Below are 16,483 nucleotides of genomic sequence, written 5' to 3' on the forward strand. Positions count from 1 at the left end.
GAAAACTTGGGAGCGGCCCGGCATTTCCTTGAGAGCGCAGGTGGTTCCAACCCGATGCCCCAGCCCATGCCGGCGCCACTGCTGCCCGATGCCTGCAATGCCGGCACCGCCATTCGCGCCTACATCCTGGTGAATGCCGTGGTCATTCTGCTGGCGCTGGCTGCTGGCCCCCGGCCCGAGCAATGGTGGGGGCCATTGCTGCAAGGCGTGGCGGTGGCCGAGCCGGCAGCGGCCATCTGGCTCAGTTTCATGTGCCTGTCGCGCCGCAGTTGGCGCCGCCTGGGAACCCTCTGGCGCTTGGCCGTGGGCGTCGTGGCCGGCGCGGCTTCGGGCTGGATGGCGCAGGCCCTGGTGGGTTCCGTGCTCACGCTGGGCGAGGGCGGTGGCTTGCCCGATTGGCGCAGTGCTTTGGTCGGAGCCGCGCTGGCGGCCGTGTTCCTGCATTACCTCGGCTTGCGCGCCCAGGCGCTCACGCCCGCCACGGTGCAGGCGCGGCTGGACGAGTTGCAGGCACGCATCCGGCCGCACTTCCTGTTCAATGCGCTCAATGCCGCCAGCGCGCTCGTGCGCGAGCGGCCGCAACAGGCCGAGCAGGTGCTGGACGACTTGGCCGAGCTGTTTCGCGCCACTGTCAGCCGCCCCGGAACGTTGAGCACGGTCGCGGAAGAGGTGGATCTGGCGCGGCGCTATCTCGGCATCGAGGCGGTGCGCTTTGGTGACCGCATGCAGGTGCGCTGGGCCGTCGAGCCCGGGCTGGAAGGCTTGCGCATACCGGCGCTGACCCTGCAGCCGCTGGTGGAAAACGCGGTGCGCCACGGGGTTGAATCCTGCGCCGGGCCCTGCCTCATCGACGTGTGGGCGACGCCGCGCGCGGGCATGCTGGAAATCGGCGTGGTCAACGACTATGTGCCGCGCGAAGGCCGATCCGGCAATGGCACGCGCGTGGCGCTGTCCAACATCACCCAGCGCCTGCGCCTGCTCTACGACATCACCGCCGAGCTGCGCCACGGCCGGGTCGACGGGCTCGATCCACCGCGCTACCGCGTGCGCATTCGCCTGCCGCTATGAACATTCTCATCGTCGACGACGAACCCCTCGCGCGCACCCGCCTGCGCCGTCTGCTGGACGAACTGCCCGAGTGCGCCGGCTGCCGGGTGGACGAGGCGGCCGACGTCGCCTGCGCGCGGCAACTGATGCAGCACGGCAGCTACCAGTTGCTGCTGCTCGACATCCAGATGCCCGGCGCCAGCGGTCTGGACTTGGCCGCCGATCTGGTGCGCCGCCGCCCACGCGCGGCGGCGCTGCCGGCCGTGGTGTTCGTCACCGCGCACGACGAGCACGCGCTCGCCGCGTTCGACCATGCGGCGGTGGACTACCTGACCAAACCGGTGCGGCGCGAGCGCCTGGCCCAGGCCCTGGAGCGCGTGCGGCCTTTGTTGCGCGGCGGCATGCCGAACGCCGACCCGGCTCACGCCGTGGATGAAACGCCCAGCCTGGCCGTGGTCGAGCGCGGTGCCGTGCTGCGCGTGCCCCTGGCCGAGGTGCTGTACTTTCGCTCCGACAACAAATACACCCTGGTGCGTACCGCCGCGCGGCATCACCTCATCGACACGCCGCTCGGCGAGCTGGAGCAGCGCCACGCCGCGCGCTTCGTGCGCACCCACCGCAGCGTCCTGGTCGCGGTGGAGGCCATCGCCGGGCTGGACCGTGTGGTCGCGCCGGCAGCGGGCGCGGCCGACGACAACGCCGACTGGGTGGTGAGGATGCGCGGCCTGACGGAAACCTTGCCCATCAGCCGCCGTCAACTGCCGGTCCTGCGCGGCTTGTTACGCCAGGGCTAGGGCCTGGCTTGGCCGGACGGCACGATGGAACGGCGTGGCCGCCTCAGCCAATGAGCAGCGCCAACGCCCCAAAGGCCAGGCAATAGATGCCGAAAGGACGCAGCGCCTTGACCTCATGGCCGTGGAACCAGCGCATCAAAAACCAGGTGGACAGCCAGGCGCAGATGCCCGACAGCACACCGGCCATGAGGATGACGCCCAGCAAGCCCTGGGGCATGCTCGCATGCAGCAGCTTGGGAACTTCCAGCAGACCGGCAGCGGCGATGATGGGCGTGGCCAGCAGGAAGGAGAAACGGGCCGAGGCCTCGTAGTTCAACCCTGTGCCCAGGCCCGTCACCAAGGTCGCGCCGGAGCGCGAGAAACCCGGAATCAGCGCCAGCGCCTGGGCGGCGCCCACCAGCAGCGCACGCGGGAAGCTTAAGGTGGACAGCTCCTGGGTCGCGCGGCGCTTCTTGACGAAGTCGCCCGCGATCAACAGCACGCCGTTGAGCATCAGCGCCACGGCGGCAAAAGTGAAGCCGCCAAACAGCGCCTTGATCTTGTGTGCCAGCAGCAGGCCCAGCAGGCCCGCGGGAATCGTGCCCACCACCAGCAGCCACAAGGTGCGGGCCTGCGGGTTGCTGGCGCGGCCACCGGCGCGGAGCCAGCCGCCGATGAGATCGACCCAGTCGCGCCAGAAATACAGCAGCAGCGCAGTGGCCGTGCCCAGGTGCAGCACCACGACGAAAGGCAGGAACCAGTCGGCTTCGCGGTCGATGGGCCAATGCAGCAGCGCGGGAACCAGGATGCTGTGACCCAGGCTGGAAATGGGAAAGAGCTCGGTCACGCCTTGCAGCGCGGCCAAGGCCAGCAAATACAGCGATGAACCCATGCTTGCTCCTGTGTGCGGTGAGAATTCTGGTTTGTGATGGCACCGCATTCTTGCAGCAACGCATCGAAGTGTGAGGAATTTCTCACAACGATGTGACACCGCGGCGGCGCAGGAGTTTTGTGCAGGCTTGGTGGAGGTGGGTCGCGTTTCGTTGCAGTTTCATCCGTTTGTTCACCATGCCACACTGAGCGCGATCAAATTGCGTGCAGATCGTCAATTCGGCAACGCTCCAGGGCCGAATGAGGAGGCCTGGCTCCCTATAATCGTCCACCTTGACTGTTCCTTTCCCTTCAATGACCTCCAAGCCTGCGATGAAAAAGCTGATATTTGCGGTTTCGCTCTTGCTTGCTGCTGGCGCACAAGCCCAAACCGTCACGGGTGCTGCTGCTGCTGCCGGCAAAAGCAAGATCTTCATGTGCGAAGGCTGCCACAACGTGGGTGGCGGCTACAAAGCCAACTTTCCCGAGGTGTACTACGTGCCCATGCTGAATGGCCAAAGCGCGGGCTACATCGTGCAGGCCCTGCAGGATTACCGCAGCGGTGCGCGCCGCAATCCGACCATGAAAGCCATCGCCAGTTCCCTGACCGACAAGGAAATGGCCGACATCGCCGCCTATTACGCCCTGCCCAAGGGCGTGAGCGTCAAGTGAGGAACGCCCAGATGAACCGCATGTTCGCAAAACTGTCCCTGGCCGCCACGGCCCTGGCATTTGTCGGCGCCGCGCACGCGGCGGACCTCAAGAAGGGCGAAGAGCTGGTCAACAAGGGCGGTTGCATCGCCTGCCATGGCGCCGGTCTCGACAAGCCCATCGCCCCCAACTACCCCATCATTGCTGGCCAGTACGCGTCTTACCTGTTCCACGCGCTGCAGCAATACCAGGCCAAGCACCAGACCCCGCTGTATGGCCGCAACAACCCCATCATGGGTGGCATCGTGGCGCAGTACGACGCGCAGCAGTTGCACGACATCGCCGCCTATGTGGCCAGCCTCAAAGGCCCGCTCTACATCCGCGGCGAACTGCGTTGAGCTTGCGCAAGTCTTGCGCCCGCGTCGAGCAGAACGTCCAACTCCGCGTTCAACCTCGCGCCTGCTGGACCGCCAGCAGGTCCAGCAGGGTGCGTGCCACCACCTTGGTGGCGCGGCGCAGGTCATCGAGCACTATGTGTTCGTCGGCACGCTTGGCGTTGGACTCGCGCACCGTTCGCGGCCCGGCGCCGTAAATCACCGCCGGGATGCCGCGTTCGCTGTAGAGCCGCACATCGGTGTAGAGCGGCGAGCCCGTGACGGGGATCGGCGCGTTGAACACCTCTTGCGCATGGCGCTGCAGCGCCAGCACCAGCGGCTTGTTGCCGGGCAGGGGCGTGAGCGCACGGGCCAGCAGCATGCGACGGATGTCCAGCGTGATGCCGGGGAAGGTGGCCGCTGTATCTTCGATCACCCGACGCAGCGTGGCTTCGACCTCGGCCGGATCTTCTTCCGGAATCATGCGGCGATCGAGTTTGAACCTGACCTTGCCCGGCACGACATTGGTGTTGGTGCCGCCCTCGATCCAGCCGACGTTCAGATAGGGGTGATCGATCCCCGGCACCTTGGAGCGGATGCGCTGATAGCGCGTGTTCTCGCGGTACAGCGCGCCCAGGATGGCCACGGCTCCCTGCAGGGCGTCGACGCCGGTATGGGGAATGGCCGCGTGCGCCATGACGCCATGCACCGTGACTTCGAGCTGCAGGCAGCCGTTGTGCGCGGTGACGACCTGGTAGCTGAAGCCCGCGGCAATTTCCAGGTCGGGTTGCGTCAAGCCCTTGTCGAGCAGCCAGCCGGGGCCGAGTTCGCCGCCGAATTCTTCGTCATAGGTGAAGTGCAGTTCCACGCCACCCTGGAGGGGGGCGCCCAGGGCTTCGAGCGCGCGCACGGCGAAGGTGTAGGTGGAGAAATCGCACTTGCTCACGGCGCTCGCGCGGCCGTAGAGCTTGCCGTCCACGACCTCGCCGCCGTAGGGGTCGTGGCTCCAGCCTTCTCCCGGCGGCACCACGTCGCCGTGGGCGTTGAGGGCGATGGTCGGGCCACCTTGCGCGTAGCGGCGGCGCACGATGAGGTTGATGATGGACTGCAGTCCGTGGGCCTGCACGATGTCGGCGGGAATGGCGATTTTTTCCGCTTCCATGCCGAAGCCGGCCAGCAGCTCGGCGGTGCGTTCGGCGTGCGGGGCATTGTTGCCGGGCGGGGTGTCGGTGGGCACGCGCACCAGCTCTTGCAGGAAGCGCACCTGGGTGTCGAAGTGCGCGTCGATCCAGCGGTCGAGCGCGGCATAGTTGGCCGCAACAGTGGCATGTACGGTGTCGGTCATGATGTGGCGAGTTGATCGAGCAGATGGTTGAACGCGGCGCAGGCGAGGTCGAGATCGTCGGCGGTGCTGGACTCCAGCGGGTTGTGGCTGATACCGGCGTTTTCGCCGCGCACGAACAGCATGGCCTGGGGCAGGGCGGTGTGCAGCTTCATGGCGTCGTGCCCGGCCCCGCTGGGCAGGCGGTGCAGCGGCAGGCCGAGCGCGGCAACCGCGGCTTCCCAGCGCCGTTGCCAGTCGGGGGCGCCGGGGGCGGCGGCCTCGCGCATGGTTTCTTCCACCGTGTAGCGCAGGCCGCGGCGCTGGCAGACGGCGGCGAGCTCAGTCAGCACGTCGTCGCGCAGCCGGTCGCGCTGCGCATTGGTGGGGGCGCGCAGGTCGAGGCTGAAACGGCAGCGTCCCGGCACCACGTTGATCGAGCCGCCGGGCACTTCGAGCAGTCCCATCGTTCCCACGGAATCACCGTCGGCAGCGGCCCGGCGCTCGAGGAACAGCGCGAGTTCAGCGGCGGCACAGGCGGCGTCGCGGCGCGTGGCCATCGGCGTGGTGCCCGCGTGGCTGGCCATGCCGATGATCTCGCCGACAAATCGGATGCTGGCGTTGATGGAGGTGACGATGCCCAGCGGCAGGTCGAGCGCGTTCAGCACCGGGCCTTGTTCGATATGCACTTCGACGAAGCCGAGGTACTGCGCCGGGTCGCGGCGCAGCGCGGCGATGGCGGACAGCTCGGCAGGCAGGCCGGCATGGCGCATGGCCTCGCGCATGGAGATGCCGTCCTTGTCGCGCTGCTCCAGCCATTGCGGATTGAAGCCGCCCACCAGCGCGCCCGAGCCGAGGAAGGTGGCCTTGTAGCGCTGGCCCTCTTCTTCGGCGAAGGCGACGACTTCGAGGCCGAAGGGAAGTCGCTTGCCGGCGCGGTGCAGTGCGCGCACGCAGGCCATGGGGATGAAGGCGCCGATGCGGCCATCGTACTTGCCGGCGTTGCGCACGGTGTCGTAATGCGAGCCGGTGAGCAGACGCGGGGCATGCGGGTCGGGGCCGTGATAGACGCCGACCACATTGCCCACGGCGTCGATCTCCACGCTGTCGAAGCCGCAGTCGCGCATCCACGCTGCGATGTCGGCGGCGCAGGCGCGATGCGCATCGGTCAGATAGGTCGTGGTGAGCTCGCCTTTCTCCGCCCAGGCGGGTTCGCTGTGCGCGGCGAGTTGCTCGCACCAGTCCCAGACCGTGTTGCCGAGTTCGGGTTCGAAACCGAATTTGTCGTTCAGGCGCAGTTCGGCGATGCGGTGGATCTGCCGCAGGTTTTCCGCGAACTCGACGTCCGCCGGATGGTCCACACGGCGTTGCATGGTGGCGAGAATCTGCGCGCGGCTCAGGCCCACTCCGCGCGGGCCGCGCACGGCCAGGATGAAGGGCCAGCCGAAGCGCTCGGTGTAGGTGGCGTTGAGTTGGGTGAGGCGCGCAAACTCCTCGGGCGTGCAGTGCGCCAGCCCGGCGCGGCTTTGCTCGCTGGCGGATTCCGCCGTGAGCGTTCCCGCCACGGCCGCCTTGCCCGCCAGTTCCGGGTGGGCGCGCATCAGGCCGAGTTGTTCCTCGTTGCCAGCGTCGCGCACGGTCTGCACCAGGGCGTGCTTGAGCGCCGCGAGTGTGGCGAAGGGCCGCAGACTCCACGCGCGTGTGGCGATCCAGGGGGAGTGCTCATACACGCCGTCGAGCAGGGCGGTGAACTCGGCTGGCGATGCGGCGTTGAGGGTGGCGAGTTGCAACATGGTCATTCCCAGACAAAAGCGGTGGCGGGGTTGAAGGGATGCGTCTGCGCCCAATGTCGCGCGATGTCGATGCGCCGCGCCACCCACACCCGGTCGTGCCGCGCGATGTGGTCGAGAAAGCGTTGCAGCGCGCGCATGCGCCCGGGCCGCCCGAGCATGCGCGCATGCATGCCCACGCTCAACATCTTCGGCGCGGTCTCGCCTTCGGCGTAGAGCACGTCGAAGCTGTCGCGCAGGTAGCAGTAGAAGTCGTCCGCCTGCGCAAAGCCTTGCGGCAGGCCGAAGCGCATGTCGTTGCTGTCCAGGGTGTACGGCACCACCAGATGCGGCGCCAGCGTGCCGTCGGTCTTGCGCACTTGCAGCCAGAAGGGCAGGTCGTCGCCGTAGTAGTCGCTGTCGTAACGGAAGCCGCCGTCATCGGCCACCAGGCGGCGGGTGTTGGGGCTGTCGCGCCCGGTGTACCAGCCCAGCGGGCGCACGCCGCACACGGCCTCGATGGCCTGCAGCCCCAAGCGCATGTGTTCGCGTTCGGTGGCTTCGTCCACGGTTTGATAGTGAATCCAGCGCCAGCCGTGACAGGCGATTTCATGGCCCAGTTCAACGCAGGCGCGGGCGATGTCGGGCGTGCGCTGCAGCGCCATGCCGACGCCGAACACCGTGAGTGGCAGATCGCGGCGCTCGAACTCGCGCAGCAGGCGCCAGACCCCAGCGCGCGAGCCGTATTCGTAAATGCTCTCCATGCTGAGGTGGCGTGCCGCGAAGCTCGGCGGGTTGGACATCTCGGAGAGGAACTGTTCGCTGCCCGCGTCGCCATGCAGCACGCAGTTCTCGCCGCCTTCTTCGATATTGAGCACGAACTGCACCGCGATGCGGGCTTGCCCCAGCCATTGCGCGTGGGGTGGGTTGCGGCCGTAGCCGATGAGGTCGCGGGGGTAGTGGGTCGTGAGAACAGACATGATGTGCGGCGCAGCCCTTTTTGGCGCGGCCTTGCATGGTGTTGCGATGGGCGGTGTCGTGTTGCGTTGCGTTCAGGCGGCGTAGGCGGCGAGCGCCAGCGTGAGGTCGGCGCTGGAAGTGCGCGGGTGGTAGAGCAGGCTGTTTTCGGTTTCGCGCAGGTGCGCTTCCATCAAGGTCTTGGCCAGTTTCACGTCGCGCGATTCGAGCGCCCTGAGGATGGCGACATGCTCGTCGGAGGAATGCTGCGCGGCGCGCGACGACTGGTACATCAAGGTGATGAGGGCGCAGCGCGAAATCAGCTCCGACAAAATCTGCGCCAGCACGATGTTGCCGATGCGCTCGGCCATCAGCACATGAAAGTCGCCCAGCAGCCGGGTGCGGCCGGTCACGTCCACCCGCCCGACCACCGCCTGTTCCTGCTTGAGGTGAGCACGCATGGCGCGGAAATCAGCCGGGGTGGCCTTGTCGCAAAACTCCTCCACCAGATGCTGTTCCAGCATGCGCCGCACGGCGAACACCTGCTGCGCTTCCTCGACGGAGGGCTGCGACACAAAGGCCCCGCGTGCCGGCTCCAGGGTGACGAGGTGATCGCGTGCCAACTGGAACAGGGCCTGTCGCACGATGGTGCGCGAGACGCCGTAAATGGCGGCGATTTTCTGTTCGGTGAGCTTGGCCCCCGGTGCCAGGCGGTGCTCGATGATGGCGGAAGTGATGGCGGCAGCGATGGTCTGGGTCGAGTCCTGCTCGGGGGCGGCAGGTGCCGCGTTTGACGGCTTGGGCTCGGACGCTTGCCGGGCGCGGTTCGGGGTCGGAGCTTTGGCATTCATTTTGCTTCCTCCATGCTTGAGGCGCGGTGCGTTGGAAAGGTTCGCCCTCCTGGGCGGGTGTCTGAAACCACGCCTGCCGTGGAGCGCTCTCGGTCTTTCTCGGTATTGTCAGACGCCCCCGCTTCGCCTGGCCCGGATTGTCGATGGATTCGGGAAAACGAGAATGCCTGATTTCCATTGTATTTCGCTTCCGCTTGAAATAGCATACATAAAACTTTTAAAGTGTATGCAAAAATATGGGTAAGCTGACCACGCACATCCTCGACACCGCCCGTGGCAAACCGGCCGCCGGCGTGCACATCACCGTTCTGGCCGAACGTTCCGGCGCCTGGGTTCAACTGAGCACGGCGATCACCAACGCCGACGGGCGCTGCGATGCCCCGCTGCTGCAGGATGCCGCCTTCGCGGCCGGGCGTTATCGGCTGGTGTTTCATGTCGGCCCTTACTTCGAGGCGCAAGGCCTCGCAACGGCGTTCCCCGCTTTTCTGGAGGACGTTCCCATCGAATTCGGTGCTGCCGATGCAGCCGGCCACTATCACGTGCCCCTGCTCGTCACACCCTGGAGTTATGCAACCTACCGTGGCAGTTAGGCGGGTGGAGCGGGAATCCTTGGGGGGGCGCCAAGGGAGGTGCGGGCGGCTACTGTCGTCCGCGATGCCTTGAACTTGAACAGCAGGAGATCGAAGTTGAAAAATTGCAGCAACAAGGGCAAGGCCGTACTGGCGGCCGCCATATGGATCGGCGGTGGCCTGGCAGCATCCCTGCCGCGCAAGCCGCCACCTGGAGCGACGCCTGGGTGCACTTTGCCTACGGCACCCAGTTTGCCGAGCCGGGCTATAGGCAAAGCATCGCCAAGCGCATCGTCGGCTTCTCCTATGCCGGGGGCGACGGCTGGGGCACCAACTTCTTCAACCTCGACGTGCTCATGTCCGACGCCGGCGACCCCGAGGCCTGCGCCGCCGGCGCCAACTCCCCCTCCTGCGCCGCCGCCGGGGCGCAGGAGCTGTACGCCGTGTACCGCCGCACCTGGTCGTACGACCAGATCAGCGGCAACACCATCCAGTGGGGCCCGATCAACGACGTGAAGCTGGCCATGGGGGTGGACTACTCCGCCAAGAACACCACCTTCGGCCCGCGGGTGCGTAAGCTGCGCCTCGGCCCCATGGTGGGCCTGAACGTGCCGGGATTCGCCGAGGTGGGGCTGGAGCTGTACAAGGAGAGCAACCACAACGGCTTCACCCCCTACCCGCAAGGCGGTGACGTGACCTTCAACACCACCTATGTGCTGGCGGCCGACTGGGGCATTCCCCTGGCGGGCGGCCAATGGAAGTGGAGCGGCTATGTCGACCACATCGGCGCCAAGGGCTTTGGCACCGTGCCGGAGACCCTGCTGTCCACCGAGGTGATGTACGACGTGGGACGGGCGCTGTCTGGCGCGCCCAACAAGCTGTGGGCCGGCCTGCAGTACCAGTACTGGCGCAACAAGTTCGGCAACCCCTCCGGCACCACCCCAGGCGCCAAGGCCTCCACGCCCATGGTGCGGGTGGAATATCACTTCTGAAGCGGCTCGGGCGGCTGGCGTGAAGCCGCCGCCCGCCGGGCTGGAACGGCCTTCATGCTCAATGTTGTTTTCTCGTGCAACTCTGTGCGCTATCGCACAGAGTTGCTGGATTTCGCCACCTAAACTTGAAGAATCGAAACGGCCACCGGCTGCCCCTGCACACATCGCCATGGAGGAGTCCAGCCCATGCCCGCCCTCTCCATGCCACCGAAAACAAATGGGCTGCTGGCCTGCATGCCCGAGACGGAGTGGTTGCGCTGGCAGCCGCAGCTCGAATGGGTGAACCTCGAACTCGGCCAGGTGNGCAGAGATCGGGAACAAGCCAAGACACCCAGGCCGGCGCAGCAATCATTGCACCGACCTGAACTCAGCTCGCAGCAGAGCATGACCGCCGCTGACACCCACGGCACGCGAGCTTGAAGACTTTTGCAGAGCCTGCCGTGGCGAAAGTCGTTTTCATGTGATTGTTGGAAGGAACCATGATGAACGACTTGCTCGCCACGCTCACGCCCTACGCGATGAACTGGGCCGATCTGCTGTTGCGCTGGCTGCACGTGATCGCGGCCATCGCCTGGATCGGCTCGTCCTTTTACTTCGTCTGGCTGGACAACAGCCTGGAGCCGCCCCAAGCCCCGGACCTCAAGGCCAAGGGCGTGGACGGCGAGTTGTGGGCGGTGCACGGCGGCGGCTTCTACAACCCGCAGAAATACAGGGTGGCGCCCAAGGATCTGCCGCAGCATTTGCATTGGTTCTACTGGGAGAGCTACACCACCTGGCTGTCGGGCTTCGCCCTGCTGTCGGTGCTCTACCTCTATCACGCCGGGATTTTCATCGTCGATCCGCATGTGTACGCCTGGTCGCAGCCGGTCTGGGCCGGGGCGGCGCTGCTGGGCTTTCTGGTGGTCGGCTGGCTGGTCTACGACGGGATCTGCCGCCTGTTCGGTCAAGGCAGGAACGGTGACCGCACCGTCGGCATCCTGGTTGCGGTGTATATGGTGATCGCCGCCTGGGCGGCCTGCCATCTGTTTGCCGGTCGCGTCGCCTTTCTTATCACCGGCGCCATGATGGCGACGATGATGAGCGCCAATGTGTTCTTCTGGATCATCCCCGGCCAGCGCCGCGTCGTCGCGGCGATGCGTGCCGGGCAGACACCCGACCCGATGGACGGCAAGCGCGGCAAACAGCGCAGCGTGCACAACACCTACTTCACCTTGCCGGTGGTGTTCGCCATGCTGTCGAACCACTACAGCTTCGTCTACGACGCGAAGAACAACTGGGTCGTGCTGGTGCTGATGATGCTGGCCGGCGCCCTCATCCGCCAGTTCTTCGTGCTCAAACACAAGGGCGCGTGGAAATGGCGGTACTGGGGCGTGGCGGTGGTCATCATCCTGGGGGTGGCCGTGGCGCTCGCGCCCAAGCCGCAACCCGCCCTGGCACAAGCCAGGCCGGTGAGTTTCGCCATGGTGCGGCACATCGTGCAGCAGCGCTGCCTGCTTTGCCACGCCGGTGCCGCCGCCAGCAAAGGCGTGCGGCTGGACTCGGCACGGGGCATCGTCAGCCACGCGCAGGACATCTACCAGCAGGTGGTCGTCACCCGCGCCATGCCGCTGAACAACGCCACGCAGATCACCGATCTGGAGCGCGCCGAGATCGGGCAATGGGTGAAGGATGGCGCCAAGCCCTGACCGCGCCGGATTTCACACAGTCCGTCCGACAACGATTCCAAGGAGACAACGATGGCTGAAGCATCCATTCAGTATCAGGCCCCAAGCGAGCCGCATCCGGTCGATGCGGTGCTGCCTGCGGGCAAGCTCGTCGCGCTGGGCATCCAGCATGTGCTGGTGATGTACGCCGGCGCGGTGGCCGTGCCGCTCATCATCGGTTCGGCGCTGAAGCTGCCGGCGGAGCAGATCGCGCTGCTGATCACGGCCGATCTGTTCATTTGCGGCATCACCAGCATCATCCAGTCCCTCGGCCTCACGCCCTGGTTCGGCATCCGCATGCCGGTGATGATGGGCATGACCTTCGCTGCGGTGACGCCGATGATCGCCATCGCCTCCGCACCCGGCATGGGTTTGCAGGACATCTTCGGCGCCATCATCGCCGCCGGCCTGTTCGGCATGCTGATCGTGCCCTTCGCCTGCCGGCTCATCAGCTTGTTCCCGCCGGTGGTCACGGGCTCGGTCATCACCATCATCGGCATCTCACTGATGCAGGTGGGCATCCAATGGGCCGTCGGCGGAGCCTGGCTCAAGCCCATGGTGCCCAACCCGGCTTACGCCTCGATGGAAAACCTCGGCATTGCGCTGTTCGTGCTGGTCGTCATCCTGTTCATCAGCAAGTACGGGCGCAACTTTCTGCAGAACATTTCGGTGCTCGTCGGGCTGGTGGTTGGAAGCGCCCTGGCGGCGGCACTCGGGCTGATGCACTTCAGCCAAGTGGCCAAGGCCGATATGTTCCACCTCGTCATACCCTTCCAGTTCGGCGCGCCCAAGTTCGCCATCGGCCCCATCGTCACCCTGTGCGTGGTGGAACTGGTCGTGTTCGTCGAATCGGCCGGCATGTTCTTCGCGCTGGGCGACATCGTCGGCCGCAAGGTGGGCCGCGCGGAGCTTGGCCGCGGCTTGCGGGTGGACGCGCTGGGAACCATCCTCGCGGGCATGTTCAACACCTTCCCGACCACCTCGTTTTCGCAGAATATCGGCCTGGTCGGCATGACCGGGGTGCGCAGCCGCTGGGTCACGGTCACTGGCGGCGTCATCATGGTTTTGCTTGGGCTCATCCCCAAGCTCGGCGCGCTGGTCGCGGCCATTCCGCAACCGGTGCTGGGGGGCACCGGCATCGCCATGTTCGGCATGGTCGCCGCCACCGGCATTCGCATCCTGAGCGAGGTGGACTACAAGACCAACCGCAACAACCTGCTCATCGTTGCACTGGGCATCGGCTTTGGCATGATTCCGCTGGTGGCGCCCCAGTTCTTCATCCACTTTCCCAAGGTGCTGGAGCCCATGCTGCATAGCGGCATCGTGCTCACCGCCGTGGTGGCTTTCGCGCTCAACCTCTTCTTCAATGGCCTGGGCCGGCTGAACGCCGATGGCCTGCGCGAGCTTGAACACGCCGCCGAGGACGCCGCCGGGCCGCACTGACCCTAGCCAAAAAATTGCAGGCTTGCCCCGCTCGATGCGGGGCTTTTTGATGCCACGTGGAACGCAGTGTTGAAATCGCACTCGACGATGAGCGCAGCATCGGCGTCCGAAAATTGGAATTTGAGCTTGAGTTCGGCTCCTGATGCCGGCTCTCCGGTGACGCGCATGCTCGTGCGCCTGATCGCTGTGCATGGGTTCAATGAGTATGCGTCTTAGGCGTATAGTTCGCCCATGTTCACGGTGATCGAGACCCTTTTGTTCCAGGAACAATGGCCGTTGTACCGGAGCGAGGAAGAGCGCGGCGAGTTTGCTGCTCACCTTCCCCAGCATCCGAACGCTGGTGACGTGGCGCCCGAATCCGGCGGGATCCGCAAGATCCGCTGGCTCGTGCAGGTTCAGGAAAATCTGGCGGTGTGCGCGTCATCGATTTCACACGCACGGCCGAGGAGGAAGTGGTGCTTCCGACTCTCTATGCGAAGAGCAAGACCGACAACATCACCGGCGCCAAATTGAAGGGGATTGGCCATGCCCTCGAAAGCTAAACCGCTCTTGGACGCGCAACTCGCAGCCCATGAGGCCACCCGTGACCTGGCTGCCGAACTGCTGGAATCAGTGCGCCAGATGAAGGCCGGGAAAACGCAGGTCGCGTACTCGCCCGCCGCCGAGGCGCGCCGACGCACGGGTTTGTCGCAATCCCAATTCGCCGCGCTGCTCGGCGTCTCAGTGCGTACCTTGCAGGGTTGGGAACAAGGCCGCAAGCAACCCAGCGGAGCGGCGCGCACCTTGCTGACGATTGCGCGCATGAACCCGAAAGCTCTCCTCGCCGTGGCTGAAAATGGATAGATGGGATTGCATGGCGCAAGGTGTTTCGCTTTTGGGCTCGGCGCCAGCGGGTGCATGGATGGGGGAGATATAGATGACAGGATTCGTGTGCCACCGATGACCGTGAATCTGCAGAGTCATTGCTTTGGAAAGCCAGTTGTCATGCGGGTTGCAGACCTGCAGCATGCTTGCACGCCCCACTGGCCGTTGTGCTTATCGCGTCGGATATCCTGGGATGCCCGGTTTATCCGACGATCTACATTACGTTAGCCTGCCCATAGGACACTCCATATGAGCTTTGCAAGTTTCTGGGCAGACCTTCTTGCTACCGTAGCGGGTGGCGTCGTATTGGCCGTTCTCTTCTTCCTCGCTAAGGAAAGATTGTTTCCACTTCCGAAGTTAACCGGTCGTTGGTACTTAGAGCAGACAACTCAGACCACTGCATACACACCCTATGCTGGGATGATACTGAGGTACGTGGTGATGCTCTGGCGTGAAGGCAATAGAATTGAGGGCACGGCAGAAAAAATATACGAAAACTCTTCAACTGGTGAGCGCACGTTCTCCGGAGAAAATCGCACGCGCGCAACGGTTACTGGCTACGTAGAAAAGAAGTATTTCGGGAAGGACAGGATTTATCTCCATGTGATTGAGGATGGTCATGGGCGCGAATCAACAACCTTTTACGAAATAACTGCGGACGGTGCAGATACCTTTCACGGCAAATTTTCATCAATGGTCGCGGATCAGAATGGGACGGTAAAATGGCAATGCAAGCCATTCTGAGAGTGGCCATACACATACTGGTATCACCATTGATCCTTGTTTCGCGCGTGATGATCAGGCTCAGGCTGTGCGGGCTGAATGATGACCTACACCGGTGTCTGGCTGCTGTCGATACAGCACCATCAATTCCAAATCGCTTCGTAGTTACTCTGGTGACAGCGGAGGACCATCGGAGTTCGATTCATCCAGGCGTCGATCCCATTGCGGTGCTTCGCGTTCTACTGCTTTGGGTGCGAACTGGTCGAGTTCAAGGGGCCAGCACAATAGAGCAGCAACTGGTGCGGGTCGTTCTTGAGTGTTACGAAAAAACTTTGCGTCGTAAGTTACGTGAACAGTTGGTTGCCATCGCTCTTTCCAGCAAACGATCAAAAGCACAGATCGCCAAGGCCTACCTGGGCAACGCGTTTTATGGCTCAGGTCGATGTGGTCTGTCCGCATTGACTTGTGCTTGCAAACCAAACTTGGAAACAACGTCACAAGACAGCATTTCGTACATGGTGGCGAGGCTCAAGTATCCAGAGCCATTGTCTCCAACGACTGAATGGCATCAGAGAGTTAACAGCAGGGTGCAATACATCTTCGTTCGTCTAAAAAGATCGGCTAACCCATCATTCCACCGGACGCTGCGCGATAAAGCCGCGCAGCTCCGGTGAATTCAGACGTTCGGCCTCTCACACCGTGGACACTCGACCTCGCGTGTAGGATTGCATATCGGTATCCGATCGGATACGCTGTGACATATGAACACCTTTCTGCGCTCCGAGGAGTTTGATGCTTGGCTTTCCGACTTGAAAGACAGAGTAGGACGCGCCCGGATCGCCCATCGTATCCGGTCTGCCGAACAGGGCAATTTCGGCGACTGCGAGCCAGTTGGCGAAGGGGTCTTCGAAATGCGTACCCACGTCGGACCCGGTTACCGGGCTTATTTCATCCGGCGCGGCGAGGTGGTCTATCTGCTTCTCTTGGGCGGCGACAAGTCCTCGCAGAAGCGCGACATCAAACGCGCCATCGAGATGGCGCGGACTTTGGACAAGGAGTGAACCATGACCAAATTTGCCCCCTTCGATGCTGCCGACTACCTTGATAATGAGGAAACCATTGCGGAATATATAACTGCCGCACTGGAAGATCCCAACCCCGATGTGTTTCTAACCGCCGTGCGTGATGTGGCCCGCGCCCGAGGTATGACCCAACTCGCCGAAGACGCAGGAGTAGGGCGCGAGAGCCTTTACAAAGCACTTACGCCAGGCGCCAAGCCACGCTATGACACTATGCTTAAGCTGCTTCACGCCCTGGGAGTAAAACTTTCGGCTTCGCCCGTCCGCTCATGAGTTTGTCCCGGTTCCACATCGTGGGGCTCAACCCTACGTTCCGGGGGACGCTGCGCAATAAAGCCGCGCAGCACCCCTGAACTTGAACGTTACACAAACCACCTTTTTTGAGACGAATTGAATCGAGAAGCGCCGGTTTTAGGAATCAAGGACTTGGCGTTCTCGCTTGTGTTGTTCGATTGAACGTGCCCGTTCGGTGCAATACCGAACGAGTTTCGAGAAAC

At 64.0% G+C, this 16,483-nt stretch carries 20 protein-coding genes; 14 read left to right on the plus strand and 6 right to left on the minus strand.

What is annotated here, in order from left to right; all coding sequences use genetic code 11:
• Positions 1-66 precede the first annotated feature (66 nt).
• On the plus strand, positions 67-1,068 hold the full coding sequence (locus THIX_RS05100) for a sensor histidine kinase (RefSeq protein WP_233224406.1): 1,002 nt from the start codon (positions 67-69) through the stop codon (positions 1,066-1,068).
• Positions 1,065-1,841 (plus strand): LytTR family DNA-binding domain-containing protein, encoded by a 777-nt coding sequence (locus tag THIX_RS05105; protein WP_112485339.1) that lies wholly within the window; start codon positions 1,065-1,067, stop codon positions 1,839-1,841. The genes THIX_RS05100 and THIX_RS05105 overlap by 4 nt, the downstream gene beginning before the upstream one ends.
• Positions 1,842-1,884: 43 nt before the next feature.
• On the opposite strand, the gene THIX_RS05110 is transcribed toward THIX_RS05105, so the two are convergent.
• Entirely contained in the window at positions 1,885-2,712 is an 828-nt protein-coding gene (locus tag THIX_RS05110) for an undecaprenyl-diphosphate phosphatase (RefSeq protein ID WP_112485340.1), read from the minus strand.
• Positions 2,713-3,005: 293 nt separating this feature from the next.
• Here THIX_RS05110 and THIX_RS05115 point away from each other — a divergent pair, with 293 nt between their 5' ends.
• Together THIX_RS05115 and THIX_RS05120 are read left to right on the plus strand one after the other, a co-directional pair.
• Positions 3,006-3,362, plus strand: a complete 357-nt coding sequence (locus THIX_RS05115) for a c-type cytochrome (RefSeq protein WP_233224407.1) — start codon at positions 3,006-3,008, stop codon at positions 3,360-3,362.
• An 11-nt stretch (positions 3,363-3,373) separates the two neighbouring features.
• A complete protein-coding gene (locus THIX_RS05120; protein WP_112485342.1) occupies positions 3,374-3,739 on the plus strand; it encodes a c-type cytochrome in 366 nt (121 codons plus the stop codon).
• Positions 3,740-3,788: 49 nt separating this feature from the next.
• Here THIX_RS05120 and THIX_RS05125 read toward each other — a convergent pair whose 3' ends face one another.
• From THIX_RS05125 to THIX_RS05140, 4 genes are all read right to left on the minus strand, one after another.
• Positions 3,789-5,060: a M20/M25/M40 family metallo-hydrolase gene (locus tag THIX_RS05125; RefSeq protein ID WP_112485343.1), complete on the minus strand. Its 1,272-nt coding sequence runs from the start codon at positions 5,058-5,060 to the stop codon at positions 3,789-3,791.
• Positions 5,057-6,829 carry a 2-oxo-4-hydroxy-4-carboxy-5-ureidoimidazoline decarboxylase gene (gene uraD / locus THIX_RS05130; protein ID WP_112488186.1) on the minus strand — a complete coding sequence of 591 codons (1,773 nt, stop codon included), beginning with the start codon at positions 6,827-6,829 and terminating at the stop codon, positions 5,057-5,059. The genes THIX_RS05125 and uraD overlap by 4 nt, the downstream gene beginning before the upstream one ends.
• A gap of 2 nt (positions 6,830-6,831) precedes the next feature.
• Positions 6,832-7,785: an allantoinase PuuE gene (gene puuE, locus THIX_RS05135; RefSeq protein WP_112485344.1), complete on the minus strand. Its 954-nt coding sequence runs from the start codon at positions 7,783-7,785 to the stop codon at positions 6,832-6,834.
• A gap of 72 nt (positions 7,786-7,857) precedes the next feature.
• Entirely contained in the window at positions 7,858-8,613 is a 756-nt protein-coding gene (locus tag THIX_RS05140; protein ID WP_233224408.1) for a GntR family transcriptional regulator, read from the minus strand.
• A gap of 236 nt (positions 8,614-8,849) precedes the next feature.
• Here THIX_RS05140 and uraH point away from each other — a divergent pair, with 236 nt between their 5' ends.
• The 4 genes from uraH to THIX_RS05165 all read left to right on the plus strand — a co-directional run bounded on the left by uraH (position 8,850) and on the right by THIX_RS05165 (position 13,320).
• On the plus strand, positions 8,850-9,203 hold the full coding sequence (gene uraH, locus THIX_RS05145) for a hydroxyisourate hydrolase (RefSeq protein ID WP_112485345.1): 354 nt from the start codon (positions 8,850-8,852) through the stop codon (positions 9,201-9,203).
• Positions 9,204-9,346: 143 nt separating this feature from the next.
• On the plus strand, positions 9,347-10,174 hold the full coding sequence (locus tag THIX_RS05150) for an outer envelope protein (protein ID WP_112485346.1): 828 nt from the start codon (positions 9,347-9,349) through the stop codon (positions 10,172-10,174).
• Between the two features lie 479 nt (positions 10,175-10,653).
• The gene (locus THIX_RS05160; RefSeq protein WP_112485348.1) at positions 10,654-11,859 is read left to right on the plus strand and encodes a urate hydroxylase PuuD; all 1,206 of its coding nucleotides are present in this window, start codon (positions 10,654-10,656) and stop codon (positions 11,857-11,859) included.
• A gap of 51 nt (positions 11,860-11,910) precedes the next feature.
• Positions 11,911-13,320 (plus strand): nucleobase:cation symporter-2 family protein, encoded by a 1,410-nt coding sequence (locus THIX_RS05165; RefSeq protein WP_112485349.1) that lies wholly within the window; start codon positions 11,911-11,913, stop codon positions 13,318-13,320.
• Positions 13,321-13,322: 2 nt separating this feature from the next.
• Here THIX_RS05165 and THIX_RS23315 read toward each other — a convergent pair whose 3' ends face one another.
• A complete protein-coding gene (locus THIX_RS23315) occupies positions 13,323-13,487 on the minus strand; it encodes a hypothetical protein (RefSeq protein WP_158540805.1) in 165 nt (54 codons plus the stop codon).
• A gap of 64 nt (positions 13,488-13,551) precedes the next feature.
• Between THIX_RS23315 and THIX_RS05170 the strand changes: the two genes are divergently transcribed.
• From THIX_RS05170 to THIX_RS05195, 6 genes are all read left to right on the plus strand, one after another.
• Positions 13,552-13,833, plus strand: a complete 282-nt coding sequence (locus tag THIX_RS05170; protein WP_233224409.1) for a hypothetical protein — start codon at positions 13,552-13,554, stop codon at positions 13,831-13,833.
• Between the two features lie 12 nt (positions 13,834-13,845).
• Positions 13,846-14,163, plus strand: coding sequence for a DNA-binding transcriptional regulator (locus THIX_RS05175; RefSeq protein WP_112485350.1), 318 nt, complete (start codon positions 13,846-13,848; stop codon positions 14,161-14,163).
• 270 nt (positions 14,164-14,433) lie between these two features.
• On the plus strand, positions 14,434-14,928 hold the full coding sequence (locus THIX_RS05180; RefSeq protein ID WP_112485351.1) for a hypothetical protein: 495 nt from the start codon (positions 14,434-14,436) through the stop codon (positions 14,926-14,928).
• Positions 14,913-15,581: a transglycosylase domain-containing protein gene (locus THIX_RS05185; RefSeq protein WP_158540806.1), complete on the plus strand. Its 669-nt coding sequence runs from the start codon at positions 14,913-14,915 to the stop codon at positions 15,579-15,581. The genes THIX_RS05180 and THIX_RS05185 overlap by 16 nt, the downstream gene beginning before the upstream one ends.
• An 87-nt stretch (positions 15,582-15,668) precedes the next feature.
• Entirely contained in the window at positions 15,669-15,968 is a 300-nt protein-coding gene (locus THIX_RS05190) for a type II toxin-antitoxin system RelE/ParE family toxin (RefSeq protein ID WP_112485353.1), read from the plus strand.
• A gap of 3 nt (positions 15,969-15,971) precedes the next feature.
• Positions 15,972-16,259, plus strand: a complete 288-nt coding sequence (locus tag THIX_RS05195; protein ID WP_112485354.1) for an addiction module antidote protein — start codon at positions 15,972-15,974, stop codon at positions 16,257-16,259.
• Positions 16,260-16,483: the final 224 nt, after the last annotated feature.

The organism is Thiomonas sp. X19, assembly GCF_900089495.1.
Lineage (GTDB): Bacteria > Pseudomonadota > Gammaproteobacteria > Burkholderiales > Burkholderiaceae_C > Thiomonas_A.